Source organism: Streptomyces sp. WMMC940, assembly GCF_027460265.1.
Lineage (GTDB): Bacteria > Actinomycetota > Actinomycetes > Streptomycetales > Streptomycetaceae > Streptomyces.
In genome coordinates this window covers 6915157-6938530 of the sequence record NZ_JAPZBC010000001.1, presented here as the reverse complement: position 1 = coordinate 6938530, position 23374 = coordinate 6915157, and the positions used below count along the sequence as shown (strand labels likewise).

At 72.6% G+C, this 23374-nt stretch carries 19 protein-coding genes; 12 read left to right on the top strand and 7 right to left on the bottom strand.

The annotated features are described in order from the left end of the window. Positions 1 to 220 precede the first annotated feature (220 nt). Positions 221 to 1210 (top strand): glycosyltransferase family 2 protein, encoded by a 990-nt coding sequence (locus O7595_RS30590; RefSeq protein WP_269731817.1) that lies wholly within the window; start codon positions 221 to 223, stop codon positions 1208 to 1210. Then, on the top strand, positions 1207 to 1617 hold the full coding sequence (locus O7595_RS30585) for a GtrA family protein (RefSeq protein ID WP_269731816.1): 411 nt from the start codon (positions 1207 to 1209) through the stop codon (positions 1615 to 1617). The genes O7595_RS30590 and O7595_RS30585 overlap by 4 nt, the downstream gene beginning before the upstream one ends. Here the strand turns inward: O7595_RS30585 and O7595_RS30580 are convergent. From O7595_RS30580 to O7595_RS30560, 5 genes are all read right to left on the bottom strand, one after another. Further along, positions 1592 to 3118: a DUF6056 family protein gene (locus tag O7595_RS30580; RefSeq protein ID WP_443071872.1), complete on the bottom strand. Its 1527-nt coding sequence runs from the start codon at positions 3116 to 3118 to the stop codon at positions 1592 to 1594. The genes O7595_RS30585 and O7595_RS30580 overlap by 26 nt on opposite strands. A gap of 291 nt (positions 3119 to 3409) precedes the next feature. Beyond that, a complete protein-coding gene (locus tag O7595_RS30575) occupies positions 3410 to 4324 on the bottom strand; it encodes an amino acid ABC transporter permease (protein ID WP_269731814.1) in 915 nt (304 codons plus the stop codon). Next, positions 4321 to 4986, bottom strand: a complete 666-nt coding sequence (locus O7595_RS30570; RefSeq protein ID WP_269731813.1) for an amino acid ABC transporter permease — start codon at positions 4984 to 4986, stop codon at positions 4321 to 4323. Before O7595_RS30570 ends, O7595_RS30575 begins: the two co-directional genes overlap by 4 nt. A 72-nt stretch (positions 4987 to 5058) precedes the next feature. After that, entirely contained in the window at positions 5059 to 5892 is an 834-nt protein-coding gene (locus O7595_RS30565; RefSeq protein WP_269731812.1) for a glutamate ABC transporter substrate-binding protein, read from the bottom strand. Between the two features lie 77 nt (positions 5893 to 5969). Beyond that, entirely contained in the window at positions 5970 to 6713 is a 744-nt protein-coding gene (locus tag O7595_RS30560) for an amino acid ABC transporter ATP-binding protein (RefSeq protein ID WP_443071871.1), read from the bottom strand. 375 nt (positions 6714 to 7088) lie between these two features. Here O7595_RS30560 and O7595_RS30555 point away from each other — a divergent pair, with 375 nt between their 5' ends. The 9 genes from O7595_RS30555 (at position 7089) to O7595_RS30515 (ending at position 17614) form a co-directional block, all read left to right on the top strand. Beyond that, complete coding sequence (locus tag O7595_RS30555) at positions 7089 to 7616, top strand: hypothetical protein (RefSeq protein ID WP_269731809.1); 528 nt, start codon at positions 7089 to 7091, stop codon at positions 7614 to 7616. Between the two features lie 544 nt (positions 7617 to 8160). Beyond that, the gene (locus tag O7595_RS30550; protein WP_269731808.1) at positions 8161 to 10320 is read left to right on the top strand and encodes a hypothetical protein; all 2160 of its coding nucleotides are present in this window, start codon (positions 8161 to 8163) and stop codon (positions 10318 to 10320) included. 127 nt (positions 10321 to 10447) lie between these two features. Then, entirely contained in the window at positions 10448 to 11959 is a 1512-nt protein-coding gene (gene pelF / locus O7595_RS30545) for a GT4 family glycosyltransferase PelF (protein WP_269731807.1), read from the top strand. A gap of 8 nt (positions 11960 to 11967) precedes the next feature. Then, positions 11968 to 13338, top strand: a complete 1371-nt coding sequence (locus tag O7595_RS30540; protein ID WP_269731806.1) for a hypothetical protein — start codon at positions 11968 to 11970, stop codon at positions 13336 to 13338. Positions 13339 to 13486: 148 nt separating this feature from the next. Beyond that, positions 13487 to 14488 carry a GDP-mannose 4,6-dehydratase gene (locus O7595_RS30535; protein WP_269731805.1) on the top strand — a complete coding sequence of 334 codons (1002 nt, stop codon included), beginning with the start codon at positions 13487 to 13489 and terminating at the stop codon, positions 14486 to 14488. Between the two features lie 40 nt (positions 14489 to 14528). Continuing rightward, a complete protein-coding gene (locus O7595_RS30530) occupies positions 14529 to 15242 on the top strand; it encodes a nucleotidyltransferase family protein (RefSeq protein WP_269731804.1) in 714 nt (237 codons plus the stop codon). Between the two features lie 7 nt (positions 15243 to 15249). Continuing rightward, positions 15250 to 16164 carry an NAD-dependent epimerase/dehydratase family protein gene (locus tag O7595_RS30525; RefSeq protein WP_269731803.1) on the top strand — a complete coding sequence of 305 codons (915 nt, stop codon included), beginning with the start codon at positions 15250 to 15252 and terminating at the stop codon, positions 16162 to 16164. Next, entirely contained in the window at positions 16161 to 16823 is a 663-nt protein-coding gene (locus tag O7595_RS30520) for a spherulation-specific family 4 protein (protein ID WP_269731802.1), read from the top strand. The genes O7595_RS30525 and O7595_RS30520 overlap by 4 nt, the downstream gene beginning before the upstream one ends. Then, positions 16820 to 17614 carry an endo alpha-1,4 polygalactosaminidase gene (locus O7595_RS30515; protein WP_269731801.1) on the top strand — a complete coding sequence of 265 codons (795 nt, stop codon included), beginning with the start codon at positions 16820 to 16822 and terminating at the stop codon, positions 17612 to 17614. The genes O7595_RS30520 and O7595_RS30515 overlap by 4 nt, the downstream gene beginning before the upstream one ends. 46 nt (positions 17615 to 17660) lie before the next feature. Here the strand turns inward: O7595_RS30515 and polX are convergent, their stop codons facing one another. Together polX and O7595_RS30505 are read right to left on the bottom strand one after the other, a co-directional pair. Beyond that, the gene (gene polX / locus O7595_RS30510) at positions 17661 to 19382 is read right to left on the bottom strand and encodes a DNA polymerase/3'-5' exonuclease PolX (protein WP_269731800.1); all 1722 of its coding nucleotides are present in this window, start codon (positions 19380 to 19382) and stop codon (positions 17661 to 17663) included. A gap of 74 nt (positions 19383 to 19456) precedes the next feature. Continuing rightward, the gene (locus O7595_RS30505) at positions 19457 to 20797 is read right to left on the bottom strand and encodes a hypothetical protein (RefSeq protein WP_269731799.1); all 1341 of its coding nucleotides are present in this window, start codon (positions 20795 to 20797) and stop codon (positions 19457 to 19459) included. A 397-nt stretch (positions 20798 to 21194) separates the two neighbouring features. On the opposite strand from O7595_RS30505, the gene O7595_RS30500 reads away from it, so the two are divergent. Beyond that, complete coding sequence (locus O7595_RS30500) at positions 21195 to 23270, top strand: ATP-binding SpoIIE family protein phosphatase (protein ID WP_269731798.1); 2076 nt, start codon at positions 21195 to 21197, stop codon at positions 23268 to 23270. The last annotated feature ends 104 nt before the right edge of the window (positions 23271 to 23374 follow it).

The following is a 23374-nucleotide window of genomic DNA, read 5'->3' as shown; positions in this document are numbered from 1 at the left end:
GGCGACGCGCTGCCGCCGCTCCGGGACACAGGGCCGCGGCGAGCCGGCCCGACCACTCCGGCTCCGGCTCCGGCTCCGAATGCGGATGCGGGTGTCCTCCGCCGCCGCACCTGGGGCATCCGCGGCTCCCGCGCGTCACCGCCCGGCGATCGCGCCCCCGACACACTCGTGCGGAGTAGGTACCGCGGCCGGGCGGCCCTTTCCGCGTTCCACTGGAGGCATGCCACATCCCCAGCTGACGGTCGTCGTCCCCTGCTTCGACGAGAGCGAGGTGCTCGACGCCTTCCACACGGCGCTGGTCGCCGCGCTGGAGCCGACCGGGGAGCGCTTCGAGATCTGCTACGTCGACGACGGGAGCGGCGACGGGACCGCCGACCGGCTGAGGGCGCTCGCCGCGGCTTCGCCGTACGTGCGCTACTCCTCCTTCAGCCGCAACTTCGGCAAGGAGGCCGCACTGCTCGCCGGGATGCGGATGGCCCGGGGCGACGCGGTGGTGCTCATGGACGCCGATCTGCAGCATCCCCCCGAGCTGGTGCCCCGGATGCTGGAGCTGTACCGGCACGGCTACGACCAGGTCGTCGCCCGTCGTGACCGCACGGGCGAGGGCGCCGTGCGCTCGGCGCTGAGCCGGGCCTACTACCGGATGGTGCGACACTTCATGGACGTGGAGATCGCGGACGGGGAGGGCGACTTCCGGCTGCTGTCGCGCCGCGCCGTGGAGGCCGTGCTGTCGCTTCCGGAGAGCAACCGCTTCTCCAAGGGGCTCTTCTCCTGGATCGGGTTCCCGACGGCCGGTTTCACCTACCGCAACGTCGAGCGGGCCGCGGGCAGTTCCAAGTGGGGCGGCAGACGCCTGCTCGACTACGGGATCGACGGACTGCTGTCCTTCAACACCCGTCCGCTGCGCCTGGCGATCCACACCGGACTCTGGCTCTTCCTGTCCGCCCTGGGCTACGCGGTGTGGATCGTCGCGAACGCGGTGCTCGACGGCGTCGAGACACCCGGGTACGCGACGCTCATCACCGCCATCGTCGGCCTGAGCGGCATCCAGCTCGCGACCCTCGGCGTCATCGGCGAGTACGTCGGCCGGATCTACCACGAGGCGAAACGGCGGCCGCACTACGTCGTGGCCGAGAGCGACGCCGCCTCGCCCCGGCCCGGGGACGGTGCTCCCCCGGCGGCCGCGGCGCAGTCCCGGCCCCGCCGGTGAACACCGCCGTCCTGCGGCAGTTCGCCGTCTTCGCCGTGATCGGGGTGGTCAACACCGGGGTGTACTACGGGGTGTACGCCCTGCTCCTGCTGTGGCTGTCGTACCTGGTCGCGCACGCCCTGGCGTACGGGGTGGGCGTCACGGGCTCGTTCCTGCTCAACTCGTACGTCACCCTCCGCACCCGGCCGACGTGGCGCGGCTTCGTGCGCTATCCGCTGTCGGGGGCGGCCGGTCTCGTGGGAAGCGGAGTGCTGCTCCATCTGGCCGTCAGCCGGCTGGGCATGGACGAGCATCTCGCGGCGGTCGCCGCCGGGGTTCTCGTCACCCCGCTGTCGTTCCTGGTCGCACGCTGGGCGATCACGTCGGGTGCCCGGCGGACCGTCACGGAACCCGCGTCGAGCGAGTGACCCGCTCCAGCCCGTAGTACTCGGCGACACACCGGGCGGGCCAGGCGATGCGGCCCCCGTTGCGGAACGGTTCGAGCATCCCGGCGACCGGGGTCGGGGTGTACGGCGCGACCTCCGCCCCGCGCGCCGCCGCCGCGCGCAGCGCCGTGTCCTGACGGTCCCACTGCCCGGCCCGTACCCGCATGTCCCCGCCCAGATGGTGCAGCGGCAGGGCCATCCCCACGACGGACGCGGCGTAGAGCGCCGCCGCGGCCGCCGCGGCCGTCACCACCGTCCACGGCCGGGCGCCGCGCCCCCGCAGCGCCCGGCCCAGCAGGGCGCCCACGCCGGCGAGCACCAGGACGTACAGGAGCAGGTAGTCGTTCCAGGTACGGGCGGCGGTCACGACGCGCGGGCCGAAGACCGGATAGGTGACGACGGTGCAGAGATAGCCGGAGACCAGGACGGCGAGCACGCCCGCGCAGGCGAGCGGCAGCGGGCGGCACGGGCGCAGCACGGCCGGACCGGTCCCGGCGCGGGCGGGACGGACGAGCAGGCCGAGCAGGACTCCGGCGGCGAGGACTCCCCCGTACTCCCAGGTCGTCAGGACGGTCTCCGTGATCCGGGCGAAGCCGCGGGCCGAGGCGAGCAGGGAGTCCGGCGCCAGGATCGAGGTGGTCTCGGCGCCGAAGCGTTCGCGCCTGCGGAGGGAGCCCGGCGAGGTCATCAGCACGGCGGTGCCGACCGCGATTCCCGTCGCGGCGGTCAGCGCCCACGTCCGCAGGAAGGGCCACACCCGGTCGGTGACGAGCCGGCGGCCGAACAGCAGCAGTCCCCCGAGGACCACCAGCGCCACGACCGAGGTCTCCTCGGAGAGGGTGCCCGTGAAGACCCCGGCGGTGGCCGCGACGGCCAGGGCGACGGCACGGCGGCGCCGTGTCCCGGCGGCCAGCGCCGGGAGGACGGCGGCGCAGGCCAGCGCGGGGGCCACGGTGTGCGAGACGGACCCCGCCGGCCAGTAGAGGGTCTTGTAGGTGTTGGGGGTCGCGAGGAGGAAGACCGCGGTGGCCATCGCGGCGACGAGCGGCGCGACTCCGCGCGGCACCGACCGGCGTGCGCGGCGCAGCAGCAGGACGACGAGGGCCCACAGCACGGCCAGGACGAACAGCGCGCTCACTGCCGCGTACCACTGGTGGCCCGCCACGGGGAACCGGGCGTACAGCCCGACGAGGAGGCCGTTGCCGACGCGGCCGTTGTCGGTGACGTAGAACTTCCCGATCATCCCGCCGATGCCCTGGTCGCGCACCACGGGCAGGAAGCACCATTCGTCGGCGCTGGGACGCACATGGCGGCCGAGCCAGGCGGCCGTCGCCAGCAGCGCGAGCGGCAGCGCGGCGAGGAGCGAGGCACCGGCGGTGACGGGGGAGGGGAGCCGCAGGCGGCCGCCTCTCCCCCGGCCGTGCTGCCCTGAGGAGTCACCCGGTTCACGCGGAACGGTCATATGAGATGCGCCGACGGCCATGTCCCTGACTAGTTGCACGGGCGGCGGTCCGCTCAACCGCCCCGCGGTCATCCGGAGCAGCAACTAGCCCCGATGGGCTCCGGGCGGGAGCGACGATCGCGTGTCGCCTTGCCGGGGCCGCTCCTGATGGTCGCGGTGGTTGGGGAAGCCCCGCGCAGGGGGTCCCGCGACCGGCACGGCACATCCGCAAGCACGGCACATCCGGCAAGAGTGCGCGGTGGGCCGGGAAGCCGGGCGCGGCGGTCCTCCCCGTCTCCGCTCCGGCGCGGCGGCAAATCGGCGGACCGTGCGTCAGGGCCGCTCCGGCGGCTCCGGCTTGCGTCCGACGTGCTCGCCCGGCGTCGCCAGCTCCTCCACCGCGTCCGCGGCCACCACCGCGCCGGTGGACCTCCTGCCGCGCCGGAGCCGGCTCTCCAGCCGGGCCGCGAACGAGGTGAGCGCGAAGTTCAGCACGATGAAGATCACGGCGACGACGGTGAAGGCGGCGATGGTGTTGGCGCCGTAGTTGGCGCTCATCGGCCGTACCGACGCCAGGAGGTCGGCGAAGCCGAGCATCGCGCCGCCCAGGGCGGTGTCCTTCACGATCACCACCATCTGGCTGACGATCGCCGGGAGCATGGCCGTCACCGACTGCGGCAGCAGCACGTAACGCATCGTCTGGCCCTTGCGCATGCCGATCGCCCTGGCCGCGTCCGACTGGCCCAGGGGCAGTGCCAGGATCCCGGCCCGGACGACCTCGGCGAGCACGGAGGAGTTGTAGAGCACCAGACCGGTCACCACGGCGTACAGGGGCCGGGTGTCGGGGCTGATGTCGGAGAACGCGGCGTAGGCCGCGTTGGCGAACAGCATCAGGATCAGCACGGGGATGGCGCGGAAGAACTCCACCACCGCGCCCGCCGAGCCGCGCACCCACCAGTGGTCCGACAGCCGGGCGATGCCGAGGACCGCGCCGAGCGGCAGCGCGATCGCCAGTGAGAGCGCCGCGGCGACGAGGGTGTTCTCGAGCCCCGGCAGGAGATAGGTCCTCCACACCCGGGAGTCGGTGAAGAACGGCGCCCATTTGGACCACTCCAGCTGGCCCTTGCCGGCGAGGCCCGCGAGGACCCACCACGCCAGGGCCGCGAGGACGACCAGGAAACCCAGCGTGTACAGCATGTTGCGCCGCCTGGCCCGGGGCCCTGGGACGTCGTACAGGACGGAGCTCATCGCCTCACCGCCACCTTCTTGCCGACCCAGCCGAGGAACAGGCCGGTGGGGAGGGTGAGGACGATGAAGCCCGCCGCGAAGACGGCCGAGATGAGGATGAGCTGCGCCTCGTTCTCGATCATCTCCCGCATCAGCAGCGCGGCCTCGGGGACGCCGATGGCCGCGGCCACGGTGGTGTTCTTGGTCAGGGCGATCAGCACGTTCGCGAGCGGGCCGACGACCGAGCGGAAGGCCTGGGGAAGGACGACGAGCGTGAGCACCTGGACGAAGCTCAGTCCGAGGGCACGCGCCGCCTCCGCCTGGCCCACGGGCACGGTGTTGATGCCGGACCGCAGTGCCTCGCAGACGAATGCCGACGTGTAGGCGATCAGCCCGAGCACGGCGAGCCGGAAGTTGATCACATCGAAGGTGTCGGCGCCGAGACTGACGCCCAGGGTCTGGAACAGCCCGAGTGACGTGAAGACGATGATCACGGTGAGCGGGATGTTCCGGAGCACGTTGACGTACCCGGTGCCGAAGCCGCGCATCACGGGCACCGGGCTGACCCGCATCGCGGCCAGCACGGTGCCCCAGACCAGGGATCCGATCGCGGACCAGAGGGTGAGCCGGATGGTCGCCCAGAACGCCCCCAGCACGTCGTACCCCTGCAGGAAGTCGAACACGATTGCGCCTCGGTGACGTGGTCTCGGTGGCCTGAGCGGTCCCGGTGGTCTGAGCGGTCCCGGTGGCCCGGGTCAGCCGGCGAGGACACCGATCCGCGGCGGGGGTTCGCTCCGATAGCCGGCCGGTCCGAAGTTGGCCTCCACCGCCTTCTTCCAGGAGCCGTCCTGGACCATCTTCTGCAGCGCAGCATTGATCTTGTTCTTGAGTTCGGTGTCGCCCTTCTTCACCCCGATCCCGTAGAACTCGTCGCTCAGCTTGAAACCGCCCAGCCGGAACTTGCCCTTGAACTGGTCCTGCGCGGCATAACCGGCGAGGATCGCGTCGTCGGTCGTCAGCGCGTCGATGGTCTTGTTCTCCAGGCCAGTCAGGCATTCGGAGTAGCCGCCGTACTCCTGCAACTGGGCCTGTGGCGCGATCCTCGTCTTGACGTTCTGCGCCGAGGTGGAGCCGGTGACCGAGCAGAGCTTCTTGTCGTTCAGGTCGGACGGCTTGGCGATGGAGGCGTCGCCGGCCCGGACGAGCACGTCCTGGTGCGCCAGGAAGTACGGCCCGGCGAAGTCGACCTTCTTGCGGCGCTCGTCGTTGATCGAGTACGAGGCCGCGATGAAGTCGACGTCGCCGCGCTGGAGCAGCGTCTCGCGGTCGGCGCTCTTGGCCTCCTTGAAGACGATGTCGGACGGGGCGTAGCCGAGCTGCCCGGCCACGTACCGGGCCACGTCGACGTCGAATCCCTCGTAGTCGCCGTCCGGCGTCTTCAGGCCGACCCCGGGCTGGTCGAACTTGATTCCGACGGTGATCTTCTTCCCGTCGTCCGAACCGCCGCCGCCGTCCGAACCGCAGGCCGTGGCGGCGAGTGCGAGCGCGAGCACCGCGGCTGCCGCGGCGGAGAGCTTGCGAGGCATCATGGTGATCATCCCTGGGGATCGCTGGGTGGTGCGTGGTCCCGGCACGTCACGCGCGGGCGCCCGCGGGCGCCGGGGCCTCAGTGGTGGAGGATCTTCGAGAGGAAGTCCTTGGCTCGGTCGGTACGGGGGTTGGTGAAGAACTCTTCGGGTGTGCTCTCCTCCACGATCCTGCCGTCGGCCATGAACACCACGCGGTTGGCGGCCGAACGGGCGAACCCCATCTCATGGGTGACGACCACCATGGTCATCCCGTCCCTGGCGAGCTGCCGCATGACCTCCAGCACCTCGTTGATCATTTCCGGGTCCAGGGCCGAGGTCGGCTCGTCGAACAGCATGATCTTCGGGTCCATGGCGAGCGCTCTGGCGATCGCCACCCGCTGCTGCTGTCCGCCGGAGAGCTGGGCGGGGTACTTGTCGGCCTGCGTCCCCACGCCCACGCGGTCCAGAAGGGTGCGGGCCCGCTCCTCGGCACTCCTTCGGTCCTTCCCGCGGACCTTGATCTGGCCGAGGGTCACGTTCTGCAGGACGGTCTTGTGCGCGAAGAGGTTGAAGGACTGGAAGACCATGCCGACGTCGGCGCGAAGCCTGGCGAGTTCCCTGCCCTCGGCGGGCAGGGGGCGGCCGTCGATGGCGATCTCGCCGGAGTCGACGGCCTCCAGGCGGTTGATGGCGCGGCAGAGCGTGGACTTGCCTCCGCCGGAGGGGCCGATGACGACGACCACCTCACCGCGGTCGACGGTCAGATTGATGTCCCGCAGGACGTGCAGCGGGCCGAAGTGCTTGTCGACGTGGTGCAGCTCGACCAGCGCACGACTGCTCATGCCCGGGTTGAAGGGTTCGTTGCTCACGGCCGCTCCGCTCATCGGCTTCATCGTCCTTCCACTCCGGCCGGGCCGCACTCCGGGAGCGCCCCGCCGGCGCGCCCCGGTCCGCAGTCCTCCGGGGCCCGGTGTCGGAACGCCGCGCCGCGGAACCGGCCATTGTCGTACTTCCGCTGAGTGACATCGCGCACACGGTGAGCGACCGGATGCGGAGGGTGGGAGCACCGGCAATGTCCGGCGCATATGCGCCCAGACGGACGCGCTGCGCGGGCCTCCGGACCCGCGCAGGTCCACGGCGGTTTCGCGCCGGGCGACACCCGCCCGGCACGGAGCGGGGCAGACGGGTTCGGCGGCGCTCTCCTAGCCTCCCGGCCCATGCGCATCACACACCTGAGACGCCTCGGACAGTCAGCCGCTCTCGCCACTGCCCTCGTCTGCCTCGGCGCGGCACAGCCCGCCGCGGCCGACACCCCGGACCTGGCCTTCACCGTCGACCAGCCGGTGACCACACCGGGCTCGACCGTGTCGCTGACGATGACCCTGACCAACAACCAGTCGACGGACATCCGGTTCGTGTACCAGTCGGTGCAGCCGACCTGGGCGACGACCCAGCGCAAGGACCTCAAGTACAGCTTCGTCTCGTGCACCGCCCAGGGCGCCGCCTGCTCGGGCACCGGCTCGACCGCCCTCGGCGTCAACTACGACATCCCGCTGGCCCCCGGCACCTCCCGGACCGTCACCCTGACGTACCAGGTGGCGGCCGACTCGGGCTGCAACGGGACCATCGGCTTCTACTCGTACCTGTACTACGAGTACGAGAACGGGCAGCGCACCAAGGACGGCATCCACAACACGCCGGAGACCCGGGTGGCCTGCGCCCCCGCGGAGCCCGCCGCCTCCTGACGGCCCGGGCGACCCGGTGCCCCCGCCGGGCCTCCCCCACCTCCCCTACCGGCTCCACCTCCCCGGCCCACTGACCTTCCCGACCTCCCCGCAACACCGCGGCGGCCGCCGGACGCACTCGCGACGGTGGCCGCCGTCGGCCGTACGGGCCCGGCTTCGAGCGGCGGCAGCCGGCCGGCACGGGCGCGCCCCGCGCGCACCGGCACCCGGTCGGTGCGGCCACGCTCCCGCGCGGGCACCCGCGACCGGAGCCGGCGCGCCTCTGGCCGAAAACACTCATCGCCCCGGCCGTCACCTTGTCCGCCCGGCCCGCGACTGCAAGCGTTTACCCGCCGCGCCCGCCCGGCCCCCTGGCGCAGGAACTGCTCCCGCCCGTCGCCGACTTCCGTGCGACACCTGCGCTTTCACGTCAATTTTCACGGTAGGCGCACACAACCCACACGCAGCCTCCAATATGTCTCGGGACAGGGCACAACGGCACGGCGTTTCCGGGGGGAGCCGCCGCGTCGTTGTGCCGGGGGGTCAGGGGGAGGGACAACACCGCATGAAGCGGATCCGCGTCCGGCGGACCATACGCACGACCGCACTCGCCGCAGGAGCGCTCATCATCTCGCTCGGCGGACTGCCGGCGGCGCCGGCGCAGGCGGCCGAACCGGCACCGAGGATCGACCTCCGGGTGCTGGTGGTCTCCGACGGGGGCCCGGCGACGGCCGCGATCGCCGCCGAACTCGACAGCGCGGGCACCCCGTACACCGTGGTCGACCTCGCGGACGAGGGCCGGCCCGTCATCGACGCCGCCTTCCTCGCGGACGAGGTCGACGGCCGTCCCCGCGCCAGGTACCAGGCCGTGGTACTGCCCAACGACCAGCCGTTCCCCACCGGTTCGCAGGAGATGGCCGCCCTGGCGGACTACGAGCGGACCTACGCGATCCCGCAGGTCGACGCGTACACCTACGCCCGGCCGCAGGCGGGGCTGGAGTACCCCGTGAACGGCGGGTACGCGGGGCCCGTGGACGGCATCACCGCAACGGTGACCGCGGCCGGGAAGGCCGGACCCTTCGGCTACCTCGACGGCGTCTTCACCTTCGAGGACAACGACCCCGCGGTGGACGAGAGCTGGGGCTTCCTCTCCCGGCCACGGGCGGGCGCCGACTTCACCACCTATGTCGACGCGCCCCTCCCCGGAGGAACCGCCAGGGGCTCGCTCGTCGGGGAGTACCGGCACGACGGCCGCCGCGAACTGGTGGTCACCTTCGTGGCCAACCAGCACCAGCAGCAGTTCCGCCTGCTCGCCCGGGGCATCGTCGACTGGATGACACAGGGGACACGGCTGGGCAGCTCGCGCAACTGGTTCTCGGTCCACGTCGACGACGTCTTCGCCGCCGACGACCGCTGGGACACCGAGCTCAACTGCACACCGGGGGACGTCGACTGCCTGCCCGGTCAGGGCACACCGAACCCGATCCGGATGACGCCCGACGACGTCGGCCGGGCGGTCGAGTGGTCGCGTTCCCGGGACTTCACCCTCGACCTCGCGTACAACGGCGGTGGCAGCGTCGAGCACCGGGAGGAGCACGGCGGGGCCGATCCACTGGCGGACCGGCTCACCGTGGACCGCGATGCCTTCCGCTGGATCAACCACACCTACGACCACCCGTACCTGGGCTGCGAGCAGGACGTGAGCGTCGTTCCGTGGAGGTGCGCCACGAATCCTGACGGCAGCGTCCGCTACGTCGGGCGGGACGAGATATCACGGCAGATCTCCGACAACCGGCAGTGGGCCGAGCGGGCCGGACTGCCTCTGGAGAGCGGTGAGTTGGTCACCGGGGAGCACTCCGGCCTGAAGCTGCTGCCGCAACAGCCCGAGGACAATCCCCACCTCGCCCCTGCGCTCGCGGACAACGGCGTCACCTGGCTCGCCTCGGACAACTCCCGTGACCCGGTGCAGCGGCAGGTCGGCCCCGCGCTCACCGTCTCGCGCCACCCGATGAACGTGTTCTACAACGTGGGCCGGGCCGCGGAGCAGGTCGACGAGTACAACTGGATCTACACCAGCAGGGCCCAGGGCGGCAGCGGCATCTGCGAGGACTCGGCCACGACCACCTGTCTCGACGCGCCGCTCGACCCCGCGACGGGCTACGCGGAGCACATCGTGCCGCTCGAGGCACGGATCGCCATGGGCCACGTCCTGGCCAACGACCCCCGGCCGCATTTCATCCACCAGTCGAACCTGGCCGAGGACCGCCTCGCCTACCCGGTCCTGGACCGGATCCTCGACCAGTACGCGACGCTGTACGCGGACGACACCCCGCTGGTGAACCCCAGGATGAAGGACGTCGGGGCGGAGCTGAGCGAACGGGCCGCCTGGGACCGCGCGGTGAAGGCCGGTCAGGTCACGGCGTACCGGATCGGCGACACGGTCACCGTCACGGCTCCGGCCGGCACGGCCGTCCGCGCCACCATGCCGACGGGAACCACCCGGGTGCTCCCGGGCGGACCGGCGGCCTTCGGGGAGCCGTACGCGGGCACGGTCTCCGGCAGCGTGCCGCCGGGTCCCGGTCAGGAGGGCTTGGCCCTCTCGCTGCCGTCGGCCCCCGCTTCCGGGAGCCCGGCCGCCGGCCCCGGACGGGCCTCGGCGCCGGCGCCCGACGGTCCCGTGCCCACGGGCGTCGCTCGCCCCGTGGTCCCGGGCGTCGAGCGCTGACCCGTACGCACCGGCCGCACCAGCTCACCGCGAGGACGCGGGTTCCGGACGCCGCACGCCGTGCAGAGCGTCCCGCCGGGAACGCCCGGAACCCGCCCCGCCCGCCCTCCTGCCGTGGAGCCCATCCATGCACGTATCGCCTCGTGCGCCGCGCCGAGACGCGGCACGCGTCACCCTCCTCACCGAAGGCACCTACCCGCACAGTCACGGCGGGGTCAGCGTCTGGTGCGACCAGCTCGTCGGCGGCATGCCCGACATCGACTTCGACGTCATCGCGGTGACCGGCACCGGACGGGAATCCGTCGTATGGGAACTGCCCCCGCACGTGGCCGAGCCGGTCACGGTCCCCATGTGGGGCCCCGCACCCCCCGGTTCACCGCCGCGCGGCCGGCGTGAACGCCGGCTGATGGCGGCGTACGAGCGCTTCCTCACGGCGCTGGTGGACCCCACCGCCGAGGAGGGGTTCTCCCCCGCCCTGTACGAAATGGCCCACGCCGCCCGGGACGGGGTGCTCGGTCCCGCGCTGCGCGGGGACCGGGCACTGCGCGTCCTGACCGCGGTGTGGAACCGCCGGGGCCTGACCGTCCGGGAGGCGCGGCCCAGCCTCCACGACGCGGTCACCGCGACCGCGCTGCTGGAGCACGCCCTGCGGCCGCTCGCGGCGCCGCCGCCGGAGCGCGGAGTGGCGCACGCGGTCAGCGGCGGCGTGGCGGTGCTGCCGGGGCTGGCCGCCCTCGAACTCCACGGCGTCCCCCTGCTGCTCACCGAGCACGGGGTCTATCTGCGCGAACGCTATCTCGGCTACCGGACCGCTCCGTACCGCTGGCCGGTCAAGGCGTTGCTGCTCGGCTTCTTCCGGCTGCTGGCCGAGGAGAGTTACCGCCGCGCCGCCCTCATCACGCCCGGAAACCGCTACAACCGGCTGTGGGAGGAGCAGGGTGGCGCCGATCCCCGACTCATCCGCACCGTCTACAACGGGGTGGACCCGTCCGCCTTCCCGCCCGCCGGCCCCGAACCGCAGGGCCCGACGCTCAGCTGGGCGGGGCGCGTCGACCCCATCAAGGACCTGGAGACCCTGATCCGGGCGTTCGCCGAGGTCCGCGGGGCGCTTCCCGCCGCCACCCTGAGGCTGTTCGGCGGCACGCCCCGGGGCGGCGAGGCGTACCGCGAGCGGTGCGAGGCACTCGCGGCATCGCTCGGCCACGGCGACGCCGTCACCTTCGAGGGCCGGGTCGACGACATCAAGGACGCCTACGCCGCGGGCAACGTCGTGATGCTGTCCAGCATCAGCGAGGGATTCCCCTTCACCCTGATCGAGGCCATGTCGTGCGGCAGGGCCACCGTCTCCACCGACGTCGGCGGCGTCCGGGAGGCGGTCGGCGACGCCGGGCTGGTCGTCCCGCCCCGCGATCCCGGGGCCATGGCCGCGGCCGCGCTGGAGCTGCTGGCCGATCCCCCGCGCCGGGCGGCGATGGGCGAGGCCGCGAGACTGCGGGTGATCGAGCAGTTCACGCTCCGGCAGACCATCGACACCTTCCGCGCCATCTACCTGGAACTCTCCGTCCGGGGGGTGCGGCTGGCCGATCCCTGGGGCACGCCCCTCAGCGACGAGGCACCGCTGGGGAGCGTGGCCGGATGAGCGGGCCGATGGCTCTCGAACCCGACGGCGGGCAGGGCGACACGCTGGCCCTGCGGCTCGCCGCGCCGGACGCCACGCTGTCGCTGCGCCTGCCCCGGCGCAGACGGGTGCCGGACGACCCGGTGGACGTCCTCGCCGCCGAACTCGCCGATCGCATCGGACCCGCGGTGCACGCGTACGAGGTCGCGGCCCTGCTGGAGTCGGAGGGCCTGACGGGTGAGCAGATCCAGGAGCGCTACGGGCGTCCCGATCTGTTCTCGCTCGCCGCCGACCTGTACGGGCGGGTGCCGCGCAGCTTCCCCGAGCCCCCGCGCGGGCCGGATCCCTGGGCGCCGGACCACGTCCGGTGCGCCCTGCGCGGGGCGCTGTTCGCCCTGCCGGGACTGGCCTATCTGCTGACGGCCGGCATGTGGCGCTCGCCAGGCGGGGTGTACGCGCTCGTGGCCGCGGGCCTGTTGTCGTGGGCCTGGGGCCAGGCGCTCAGCCACCGGGCGTATCTGCGGCTGGCCGCGGGGCCTCGAGGGGCGGGCCGGACGCTGCTCGTGGGCGCTCCCTCGGGTGCCCTGCTCGCCACGGCGGCTGCCCTTGCGGTGGCGGGACCGGGGCCCGTCGCCCTGTTCGGCGCCGGGCAGTCGCTGTATCTCGCGGCGGCCGGAGTGCTCCTGGTCCGCGGCCGGGAACGGCTGCTGCTCGGCACGCTCGCCCCCTTGGCCGCGGGCGCGGCGGTGCTGCCGTGGTGGGACCCGGGCCCACTGCCGCGGATCGCACTGCCGGTGCTGACGGTGGTGCTCGCCGTCGCCGTCGCCGGCCGGGAGATCCGGGGGATGCTCGCTGCCGAGAGGGCGTCCGGTGGCACCCGGCCGCGGCTTCTCGACTCGTTGCCGTACGGGCTGTTCGGTCTGGCCGCGGGCACGCTGGTGATGTCCGTGGGGCAGCGTCAGCCCTGGGCGGTGGTCGTGCTCACCGTCAGTATGGGCCCCGCGGAATGGCTGCTGTACCGCTACCGGGGGCTGTCGGTGGCGGCACTGCGGGCCTCGGCGGACGAGGTCGGGTTCCGGCTGAGGTCCGCCCGGACGCTGGCGCTGTGTCTGGGCGGCTATCTGCTGCCGCTCGTCCCGGCGGCGCTGCTCACCGGCGCCGAACCGGCACCCCTGCTGGCCCTCGCCGCGCTGCTGTGGACCGCGCTGCTGCTCCAGGCCTTCGGACTGGCATGGCTCCCGGCCGCGGTCACGCTCACCGCGGCCGCCGGGGTGGCCGCCGTCACCCTGCTCGGCGGCCCAACGATCGCCGCCCCGCTGCTGATCTGCTGCGGCACCGCCGCCGGGGTGCTCGTCACCGCCGTCCTGTGGTGTCTGGGCAGACCCACTGCGCACTCCTGACCCCGTCGTCCGCCGCCCGCCGCTCGTTGCCGCTCGCGGCAACCGCCCGCCGAATCGCGCGGGTTCCGGCCCCCGTGTCCGGACCGCTCCCGTCCACCGCCCGCACACCACCGCTCCTTGCAGCGAACCTCCCCGAAAGGAAAGAAAGTTGACATCCGCACCGCTCGCCGCCGTCACCGGAGCCGAGGGCTTCATCGGCTCCCATCTGACCGAGGCCCTCGTCGCCTCGGGACACCGGGTCCGCGCGATGGCGCAGTACAACTCCTTCTCCTCCTACGGCTGGCTGGAGACACTGCCGCAGGACGTCCTCGACCAGGTCGAGATCGTGCTCGGTGACGTCCGCGACCCCGGCTCGGTCCGCGGGCTCGCCGAAGGGGCCGAGGCCGTCTACCACTTGGCGGCTCTGATCGCGATCCCCTACTCGTACCGCGCCCCCCACAGCTATGTGGACACCAATGTCACGGGCACGCTCAATGTGCTGGAGGCCGTGCGGACCCTTGGGACCCCGCGGCTGGTGCACACCTCCACCAGCGAGACGTACGGGACCGCGCAGACCGTGCCGATCACCGAGGACCATCCCATCAACACCCAGTCCCCGTACGCTGCTTCGAAGGCCGGCGGGGACCGGCTGGCCGACAGCTACCACGCCAGTTTCGGCACACCGGTGGTCACCCTGCGGCCCTTCAACACCTTCGGCCCCCGCCAGTCGATGCGGGCCGTCATCCCGACCGTCATCGGGCAGGTCGCCGCCGGGGAGCGGACGATCACCCTCGGCGACCTCCGGCCCACACGCGACTTCACCTACGTCACGGACACGGCCGCGGCGTTCCTGGCCGTGGGCACCGCACCGGCCGAGGCGGTCGTGGGACGCACCCTCAACGCCGGTACCGGCGGCGAGATCTCGGTCGGCGACCTGGTGCGGCTCGTCGGCAAGGTGATGGACACCGACCTCGACGTCCGGGAGGACGAACAACGCATCCGGCCCGCGAACTCCGAGGTGATGCGGCTGGTCGCGGACGCGACCCGACTGCGGGAGGCGACCGGGTGGGCTCCCGCCCTCGACCTGGAGCAGGGACTGGCACGGACGGTGGAGTTCTTCCGCGACCCCGCCAACCTCTCCCGCTACAAGACCGGCATCTACAACATCTGACCCGGCGGACCACCGACCACCGTACTCACAGGGGGCTACCGTGCACGCAGTGATTCTCGCCGGAGGCAAGGGCATCCGGCTGCGCCCGTACACCACCGCGCTGCCCAAGCCGCTCGTCCCGATCGGCGACCGGCACGCGATCCTGGAGATCGTGCTGCGTCAGCTGGCGGCGAGCGGCTTCACGAGCTGCACCATCGCGGTCGGCCATCTCGGCCACATCATCCGCGCCTACGTCGGCAGCGGTTCACGATGGGGGCTGAGCATCGACTACGCGACCGAGGAGAACCCGCTGGGCACCATGGGCCCGCTGCTGACGATGCGCGACCGGCTGCCCGAGTCGTTCCTCGTCATGAACGGGGACATCCTCACCGACCTCGACTTCGCCGACGTCCTGGGCCGGCACCGCGCGAGCGGGTCGGCGCTGACCATCGCCACGTACGCCCGCAAGGTGCACATCGACTTCGGCGTGCTCACCACGGACGCAGGGAAGGTGGTCGGCTTCGCCGAGAAGCCGTCCATGGACTACCGCGTCTCGATGGGCGTGTACGGGCTCTCCCGGGACACGCTCGACGGATACACCGCCGGGCTGCCGCTCGGCTTCGACGAACTCGTCCTGGACCTGCTGAAGGCCGGGAACCCGCCGCAGGCCTACGAGTTCGAAGGCTACTGGCTCGACATCGGCCGGCCGGACGACTACGACCGGGCCAACGCCGAGTTCACCACCCATCAGTCACTGCTGCTCAAGGGAGCCTGAACACCCCATGCACATCCTCGTCCTGGGCCACACCGGGTACCTGGGCCGCCATGTCGCCGCACAGCTCAGCGCGCTGGGGGGCGTGCGGCTCTTCGGCGGCGGCCGGTCCCCGGACGCCGACCTCCGCGTCGACCTCGCCACGGTCGACACGGGGCGGCTGGCCGAGAAGCTCGCGGACCTCTCCCCCGACGCGGTGGTCAACTGCGCCGGGTCGCTCGGCGCCGACCCGGTGACCGACGCCGAGGTCAACGCGCGCGGCCCGGCCGTGCTGTGCGCGGCACTCCGCAAGGCCGCGCCGACCGCCCGGCTGGTACACCTCGGTTCGGCGGCCGAGTACGGGGCGGGTGAGCCCGGTGTACCGGTCACGGAGGAGGCACCGACGCGGCCGGTGGGCTCGTACGGCGCCACCAAACTGGCCGGGACGGTGGCCGTCGCCTCGTCGGGCCTCGACGCCGTCGTACTGCGCGTGGGCAACCCGGTCGGTCCGGGCGCCGCGCCGATGAGCCTGCCGGGCGGCACCGCCCTGCGGCTGCGCCGGGCGGGCGGGGACCATGACGCGGTCGTGCGGTTCGGTGATCTGTCCGCCCACCGCGACTTCGTCGACGCGCGGGACCTGGCCCGGGCGGTCGTGCTGGCGGCGACCGCCTCCGGGCCGCTCCCGCGCATCCTCAACATCGGCGGCGGCCGGGCCGTTCCGATCCGGGAGCTGGTGCAGGGGCTGGTGGCCGTCGCCGGGTTCCGGGGCCGCGTCGACGAGGCCGGCATCGGATCGGCGCGCTCCGCCGGCGTGGCCTGGCAGTGCTCGGACATCACGGCGGCACGGGATGCCCTCGGCTGGGAGCCGCGGTTCACCCTGACCGATTCCCTCACCTCGCTGTGGGCGTCGCTCGGCGCCGACGGGGAAGCGGACCCGGTGGCATGACGCTGCTGGTCCCGCTCTATGTGCATCCCGCGGAGGACCCGGAAGCCTGGCGGCTGGTCACGGCCGCCGGGGACCGGGTCCACGGGGTGGTGCTGAACCCGGCCGACGGCCCCGGCTCGGCGCCCGATCCCGCGTTCGTCTCCGCCGCCCGCGCCCTGCGGGAGGCGGGCACGCGCGTCCTGGGCTATGTCGACCTGGACTACGGGGTGCGCCCGGACACGGCGGTGACCGGTGACCTGGACCGCCATCGCGAGTGGTACGACACGGACGGTTGCTTCTTCGACCAGGTGCCCGCGGACCGGTCAGCCCTGCCCGGGTGCCGCCGTCTCGTCCGCGCGGCACGGCAGCGGGGCTGTCGCACGGTCGTCCTCAACCACGGGGTGCACCCGGCGCCGGGCTACGCCCGGATCGCCGATCTGCTGGTGACGTTCGAGGGCCCCTGGCCGGTCTATCTCTCCACCTTCTCCCGGCCCCGCTGGACGGCCCGGCATCCGCCGGAGCGGTTCTGCCACCTGGTGTACGAGGTGCCCACGGCACTGGCGGACGTCGCGGCCCGGGCGGCCGGCGAGCGCGGGGCCGCGGTGTACTGCGCGGTCGCCGACTCGCTGCCCAATCCCTGGGGCGCACCGCCCCCCGCCCTGTACCGGGAGGCTCCTTGAACCGCCGTAGTGTCCCCGGGCTGTGCCTGCTGTTCGCCGTGCTGCTGGTGGCGGGCTGCTCCGGCGGCGCCCCACCGGACCCGGACGGGGCCCGCTGGCAGCCCCGGCCCGGCACGGCGTGGCAGTGGCAGCTCGACGGCCGCGCGGACCCCTCGGCGGCGGATGTGCCCGTGTACGACATCGACGGCTTCGAGAACAGCGCCGACGACGTCGCGCGGCTGCACCGGGACGGACGCCGGGTCATCTGCTACATCAACGCCGGTGCCTGGGAGAGTTTCCGTCCCGACCAGGCGGACTTCCCGGTCTCCGTGCGCGGCCGGCCGAACGGCTGGGACGGCGAGCGGTGGCTCGACATCCGCCGGCTGGACGTACTGGGGCCCCTCATGGAGAAGCGCTTCGACATGTGCCGGGAGAAGGGCTTCGACGCGGTCGAACCCGACCTGCTGGACGCCCATCTGAACGACACCGGTTTCCCGCTGACCGCCGCCCACCAGCTCGCCTACAACCGCATGATCGCCCGTATCGCCCATGAACGCGGGCTGTCCGTCGGGCTGAAGAACGACCTGCCCCAGGTGGCGGAGCTGGTCGGGTACTTCGACTTCGCGGTCAACGAGGAATGCGCCCAGTACGGCGAGTGCGCGAAGCTCACCCCGTTCGTCGCGGCGGGGAAGGCCGTCTTCCACGTCGAGTACGCGCTGCCCAACCGGGAGTTCTGCGCGGAGTCCCGACGGCTGGGACTGTCCTCCATGCGCAAGCGGCTGGAGCTGGACGCATGGCGCCTGCCGTGCTGAGCGGTGGGCCGGGCGGCCGGATCGACGGGCGCGCCGGGACCGGCGGTCAGGCCGAGGGGCGCAGGAAGCGCCTGAGTCTCGCCGGCGGCCAGGTGTTGACGACGTCGTCCTTGGTGAGCCGGCCGCGCTGGGCCGTCGCCACCCCGTACCTCATGTAGGGCAGATGGGTGGTGGAGTGCGCGTCCGAGTCGATCGCGAAGCGCACGCCGTGGCGCTTGGCGCGCAGGATGTCCTCGTCACCGAGGTCGAGCCGCTCGGGGTGGGCGTTGATCTCCAGGGCCGTGCCCGTGCGGGCGCAGGCCGCGAAGACCGCGTCGAAGTCGGCGTCGACGGGGGGCCGTTTGCCGATCTTGCGGGTCGTGGGGTGGCCGATGACGGAGACGTACGGGTTCTCGCAGGCCCGGACGAGGCGGCGGGTGAGGTCGTCCCGGCTCTGGTTGAAGTGGGAGTGGATCGAGGCCACACAGATGTCGAAGCCCGCGAGGAAGTCGTCGGGCCAGTCCACGTCCCCGTCGGGACCGATGTTGAGCTCGGTGCCGTGCAGCAGGCGCATGCCCGTGCGCCGGCGGTCGAGTTCACGGACCCGTTCCCGCTGGGCGAGCGCCTTCTCCTTCGTCATGCGCTGCATGGCGAGGTCCGGGGCATGGTCGGTCACCGCGTAGTAGGAGTATCCGCGCGCCGCGGCCGCGGCGACCATCTCCTCCAGCGGGGCCAGACCGTCGGTGAGATCGGTGTGGGTGTGCAGATCGCCGCGGATGTCCTCCTCCGTGACCAGCACGGGCAGTTCACCACGGAGCGCGGCCTCGATCTCGCCCCGGTCCTCGCGCAGGGTCGGGGGGATCCAGGGCAGGCCCAGGCGTGCGTAGATCTCCTCCTCGGTCGAGGAGACGATCCTCTCGCCGCTCTCGGCGTCGAAGAGCCCGTACTCGGACAGTTTGAGCCCCTGGCGCACCGCGATCTCACGGGTGCGGATGTTGTGCGCCTTGGCCCCGGTGAAGTACTGCAGTCCCGCGCCCCAGGACTCGGGCGGCAGCACCCTCAGATCGACCTGCAGTCCCTTGGTCGTGCGGATGGACGTCTTCTTGGCGCCGTGGGCGATCACCTCGGCCGTGTACGGAAGTGCGGCGAGCGCGTCCATGAAGGGAGCCGAGGCGTCCGCGGCGACGAGGATGTCGATGTCGCCGATGGTCTCGCACATCCTGCGCAGCGATCCTGCGTAGGCGCACCTCTCGCAGCCCTCGACGCCCGACAGTTCGTCGACGATCTGCTCGGCCGCGTCCATGGCGGCGTTGAGGAGGATCCGGGAACCGGCCTTCTGCATGAGCGCGATGCCGTGGAGGATGTTCGCCTCCGTCTTCTCGCCGAAGCCCCTCAGATCGCGCAGCCGCTCCTCGTGGACCGCGTCGAGCAGCTGGTCCACGGAGGAGATGCCCAGCTCCTCGTAGAGGAGCAGCGCCTTCTTCGGGCCGAGCATGGGGATGGCGATGAGCTCCCGCACCCCGGCCGGTACGGACTGCCGCCGGTCCTCCACGGCGGTGATCCGCCCGGACGCCAGGTACTCCACGATCTTGTCGGCGATGGACTTGCCGACATGGGGAATCTCGCGCAGTCCCTTGGGGTCGAGGGTGGCCACGTCGGCGGGGTAGCCGCCGATCGCGCGGGCGGCCTTCTCGTAGGAACGGGCCCGGAAGGCGTCGCCGCCGGTGATGGCGATGAGGTCGGCGTACTCCTGGAGGATCGCCTCTATCTCGTCGTTGGCCCTGGCCATGGATCCAGCGTCACACGGCGGACCGGCGGGCGCCGTGCGGGCCCCGGCCTCCGGGGGCCCGGGAGGCCGGGGTCTCACGGGGCGCCGGGTGGGCCACCGGTGGCCGCGGGTTCGCGGGCCGGCGGCTCCGGGGGCGCCCCCTCGTCGTCCTGCGCCAGGAACTCGACGATCGCGAGGGCGAAGAGCAGGGCGAGGGCCAGTCCGACGACGACCCAGGCGGTGGGGTACGACCAGAGGACGTACGCCAGCACGGCGGCGGCGACCAGCACCCAGATGATCCACGTCCGGTAGCGGCGCACCCACGGGCCGACAGGCCCGGTGCGCAGGCCCGCGCGGTTCGCCGTGGCGCGGGTTGCGGCGATGCCGGACGTCCACAGCTGCCGGGCGAGACCGGCGTAGCGGCCGGGTCCGGTGAGCCAGGCGGCGAGGGCGACGACGACGCCGAGCATCACGATGTTGCGGATCGTGGTGCGCAGGAAGCGGACGAGGGCGTCGAACACGGACTCCGCCGCGGGCTGGGACACGCCCTTGGGCAGGGAGTCCAGATAGATCAGTCGGAACACCGTGAGACCCGCGCCGAGCAGCGCTGTGGCGACCGCGACCCCGAGCGCGGCCGCCACCAGGGCCTTTCTCCGATGGGCGGAGAGCAGCACTCCGGCGGCGATCAGCACGACGGCCACGATCGGCAACCAGGTGCCCGCGAGCTGGAGCAGCCGGAACCCGGTCTTGACGCGGCCGACGTCCTCGGACTGGAGCACGGTGAAGTCGGTGTGGATCTCCGGGATCTTCTCGGCGATGGTGAGGCCCTCGTTCACCAGGCGCTGCTTGACCTGCTCGATGACGGGCGCGAGGTCGATCTTGACGGCGTTGTCGGTGAGCTCGATGGCTCCGCCCCCGCTGCCGGTGAGGGCTTTGTCGACCGCGGCGTGGATCCGGCGGTTCGCGTCGGTCCAGATCCGCTGGAAGGCTTCGGAGGCGACGATGTCCTGGGTACGGGCCTGCACAAAGCTGCGGACGGCGTTCTCCAGGGCGCCTCCGAGCCGGCCGATCAGGGCGTCGAGCCGCGGACGGTCGGCCGGGGCCACGTCCTCCAGCAGCGCGGGGAGGTCGATGTGCTCCATCACGACGTTCGTGACCCGGGTCGCGACGGCTGCCTGGACATCGGGGTCGGAGGCGAGCGGAGCGACGGTGGCGACGTAGCGGTCGGTGTCGCCCACCTCGCTCTCGGCCCAGGTCGCGACCGCGCTGAGCGGGGCGAGCACGCAGCCGATCACGATCAGCACCGCGGCGAGCGCGGAGCGCATGCGGTGCCGGGGGGGCCGGGCCGGGGGCTGCTCCCGGGCCTCCAGTGCCGCGATCCGGGCACGCAACTGCTCCAGGTCACGTCCCTCGGAGCCGGTGTTTCCGTCCGGCATGCGTACTCCTCCGCTGGTGGGCAGGCTGACAACAGCAGAACCCGGGGCCCGCGGGCGCGCGAGCCGGGAAGGGCCGCTCAGGTGAGGGCCCGACGGAGCCGCCCGAAGAGGTGCCGGCCCGGGCGGACAGGGCCGCCCCGGACGCAGAGGTACGGCCGCGGCAGCGCGACGGCTCCGGCCGCCCCCAGGGGGACGACCGGACGGCCGAGGGCGCCGGAGTGTGTGCAGGGGGCGGTCACGGCAGGGGCAGCGCCCGGTGCGCCCCTTCCCGGCGCCACCGCGGACCGGGGAGGGGCGCACCGGGGAGCCCCGGACCGCGGGCCGCCGGGCCGCCGGGCCGCCGGGCCGCCGGACAACGCCGAGTTGCCCCCGGCACGCCGAAGGCCATCGTGGAACTGTGGACGCAGACGACGCACGGCGGCGGGAGTCGGCCATCCTCGATGCCCTGTTCACACAGGCACCGCACGGCCTCTTCCTGTGCGACAACGAGCTGCGGGTCGTCAGGTTCAACAGCGCGGCGCCCGGGGTGCGCGGCATCCCTCCCGAGGAGGTGCTGGGCAAGACCGTCGCCGAACTGACCGACGGCTTCACGGGTGACCCCGTCGTCGCCCTGGCGGAGGACGCGCTCCGCACCGGCACGGTGGTCCGCGACCGCCTGATCACCGGCAGGCCCCTGTCCGATCCCGACCGGGACATGACCGTCTCGCTGTCGATCTTCCGGCTGGAGGGGACCGACGGGGAGATACTCGGCCTGGCCGTCATCGCCGACGACGTCACCGAACGCGAGGCGGCCCTCGGCCGGCTGGACCTGCTCCACCAGGCCCGCCAGTCCATCGGCACGAGCCTGGACGCGTACGGAACGGCGGAGGAGCTCGTGGAGGTCCTCGTGCCCCGGCTCGCCGACGCGGCGGCGGTGGACCTGCTCGACGACGCGCTGCGCGGGCGGCCGCTGCGCCCCGGCCCCGTACCGGCGGACACGCCGTTGCGCCGGGCCGCGTTCAGGTCCGTCCTCGGTCGTGAGCGGGGGCCGCGGAAGGGCGAACTCAACACCTTCGGCGCCCATACTCCGTACTCCCAGGCCCTGAACGACCTCACACCGCGGCTCATCACCGACGTCGACGCGAACGACGCCTGGCTGGGCGCGGACCCCGAACGCGGCGAACGCATCGTGTCCGCGGGCGTCCACTCCCTCGTGGTGGTGCCGCTGACGCTGCGGGAGACGGTGCTGGGTGTGGCCGCCCTCTACCGTTTCGAACGCCCCGAACTGTTCGACGACGCGGATCTCGCCCTCTCGACGGAACTGGTGACCAAGACCGCCCTGCACCTCAACAACGCCTGCAGTTTCGCCCGTGAGCGCACCGTGGCGACGACGCTGCAGCAAGGGCTGATGCCGGGCCGGCCACCCGAGCTGACCGCGGTCGACACCGCGTACGCCTATCTCCCCGAGGGCGCGGGAGGTGACTGGTACGACGTCATCCCGCTGTCCGGCGCCAGGGCCGCCCTGGTGGTGGGCGATGTCGCCGGGCACGGCATCGAGTCCGCCGCCACCATGGGCCAACTGCGCACGGCCCTGCGCACGCTCGCCCTGCAGGACCTGGAGCCGGGTGAACTGCTCGACCGGCTCAACGAGACGGCCGCCTTCCTCAGCCGGACGCGCTCACCCGTCGGACACGGCGACGAGGCGCCCCTGGACCACCTCGCCACCTGTGTGTGCGTGGTCTACGACCCGGTGTCCCGCGTCTGCGCCGCCGCGCGGGCCGGCCATCCGCTCCCCCTGGTGCTGGGGCCCGACGGCTCGGCGATGGAGTTCGACGTACCGGAGGGTCCCCCGTTGGGCGCGGAGGGCACCGGCTACGCGTCCGCCACCGTCACCCTCCCGGAGTCCACCCTGCTGGCGCTCTACACGAACGGCCTGGTCAGCACTCCCGGCAGGGACGCCGGGAAGGCCCGTGCCCGGCTCCACCAGATCCTCGCCCAGCCCGAGGAGTCCCTCGGCCGGCTCTGCGACTCCGCCATCTACGAGCTCATGCCCCGCCGCCCCCGGGACGACGCGGTGCTGCTGCTCGCCCGCACCCGAGCCCTACACGCGGACCGCGTCACCAGCTGGACCCTGCCCCGGGACGACTCGGTCGTCGCCACGGCCCGCCGGCTGATCGAGCACCAGCTCCAGGCATGGGACATGCCGGACGCCGTCTTCACCACCGAACTGATCGTCAGCGAGCTGGTCACCAACGCGATCCGCCACGGGCAGGGCCCGATCGAACTGCGGGTGATCCTCGACCGCACCCTGATCTGCGAGGTCTCGGACGCCAGCAGTACCTCGCCGCACATGCGCCATGCCACCGCAACGGACGAAGGAGGCCGTGGACTGTTCATCGTCATGCAGCTCAGTGACCGATGGGGCACCAGGACCACCGGAGAGGGCAAGACCATCTGGTCGGAACAGGCGATCCAGCACGGCGCGGCCCGGTAGGGTCCACGCACACCAGAGCGCCGGGGGCACGGACCGCCCTCCGTCCTGACTCGCCCGGAGGGTCCCGGACGCGACAGCATGGAGGAAGGACGGCACTCGGCGGC

What these genes read in the sequence shown, in the direction of transcription:
- O7595_RS30505 (WP_269731799.1), bottom strand. Translation starts at nt 20,797, where the DNA reads ATGCCGGACGGAAACACCGGCTCCGAGGGACGTGACCTGGAGCAGTTG.
- O7595_RS30580 (WP_443071872.1), bottom strand. Translation starts at nt 3,118, where the DNA reads ATGGCCGTCGGCGCATCTCATATGACCGTTCCGCGTGAACCGGGTGAC.
- O7595_RS30560 (WP_443071871.1), bottom strand. Translation starts at nt 6,713, where the DNA reads ATGAGCAGTCGTGCGCTGGTCGAGCTGCACCACGTCGACAAGCACTTC.
- polX (WP_269731800.1), bottom strand. Translation starts at nt 19,382, where the DNA reads ATGGCCAGGGCCAACGACGAGATAGAGGCGATCCTCCAGGAGTACGCC.
- O7595_RS30565 (WP_269731812.1), bottom strand. Translation starts at nt 5,892, where the DNA reads ATGATGCCTCGCAAGCTCTCCGCCGCGGCAGCCGCGGTGCTCGCGCTC.
- O7595_RS30550 (WP_269731808.1), top strand. Translation starts at nt 8,161, where the DNA reads ATGAAGCGGATCCGCGTCCGGCGGACCATACGCACGACCGCACTCGCC.
- O7595_RS30555 (WP_269731809.1), top strand. Translation starts at nt 7,089, where the DNA reads ATGCGCATCACACACCTGAGACGCCTCGGACAGTCAGCCGCTCTCGCC.
- O7595_RS30525 (WP_269731803.1), top strand. Translation starts at nt 15,250, where the DNA reads ATGCACATCCTCGTCCTGGGCCACACCGGGTACCTGGGCCGCCATGTC.
- O7595_RS30575 (WP_269731814.1), bottom strand. Translation starts at nt 4,324, where the DNA reads ATGAGCTCCGTCCTGTACGACGTCCCAGGGCCCCGGGCCAGGCGGCGC.
- O7595_RS30520 (WP_269731802.1), top strand. Translation starts at nt 16,161, where the DNA reads ATGACGCTGCTGGTCCCGCTCTATGTGCATCCCGCGGAGGACCCGGAA.
- pelF (WP_269731807.1), top strand. Translation starts at nt 10,448, where the DNA reads ATGCACGTATCGCCTCGTGCGCCGCGCCGAGACGCGGCACGCGTCACC.
- O7595_RS30540 (WP_269731806.1), top strand. Translation starts at nt 11,968, where the DNA reads ATGGCTCTCGAACCCGACGGCGGGCAGGGCGACACGCTGGCCCTGCGG.
- O7595_RS30590 (WP_269731817.1), top strand. Translation starts at nt 221, where the DNA reads ATGCCACATCCCCAGCTGACGGTCGTCGTCCCCTGCTTCGACGAGAGC.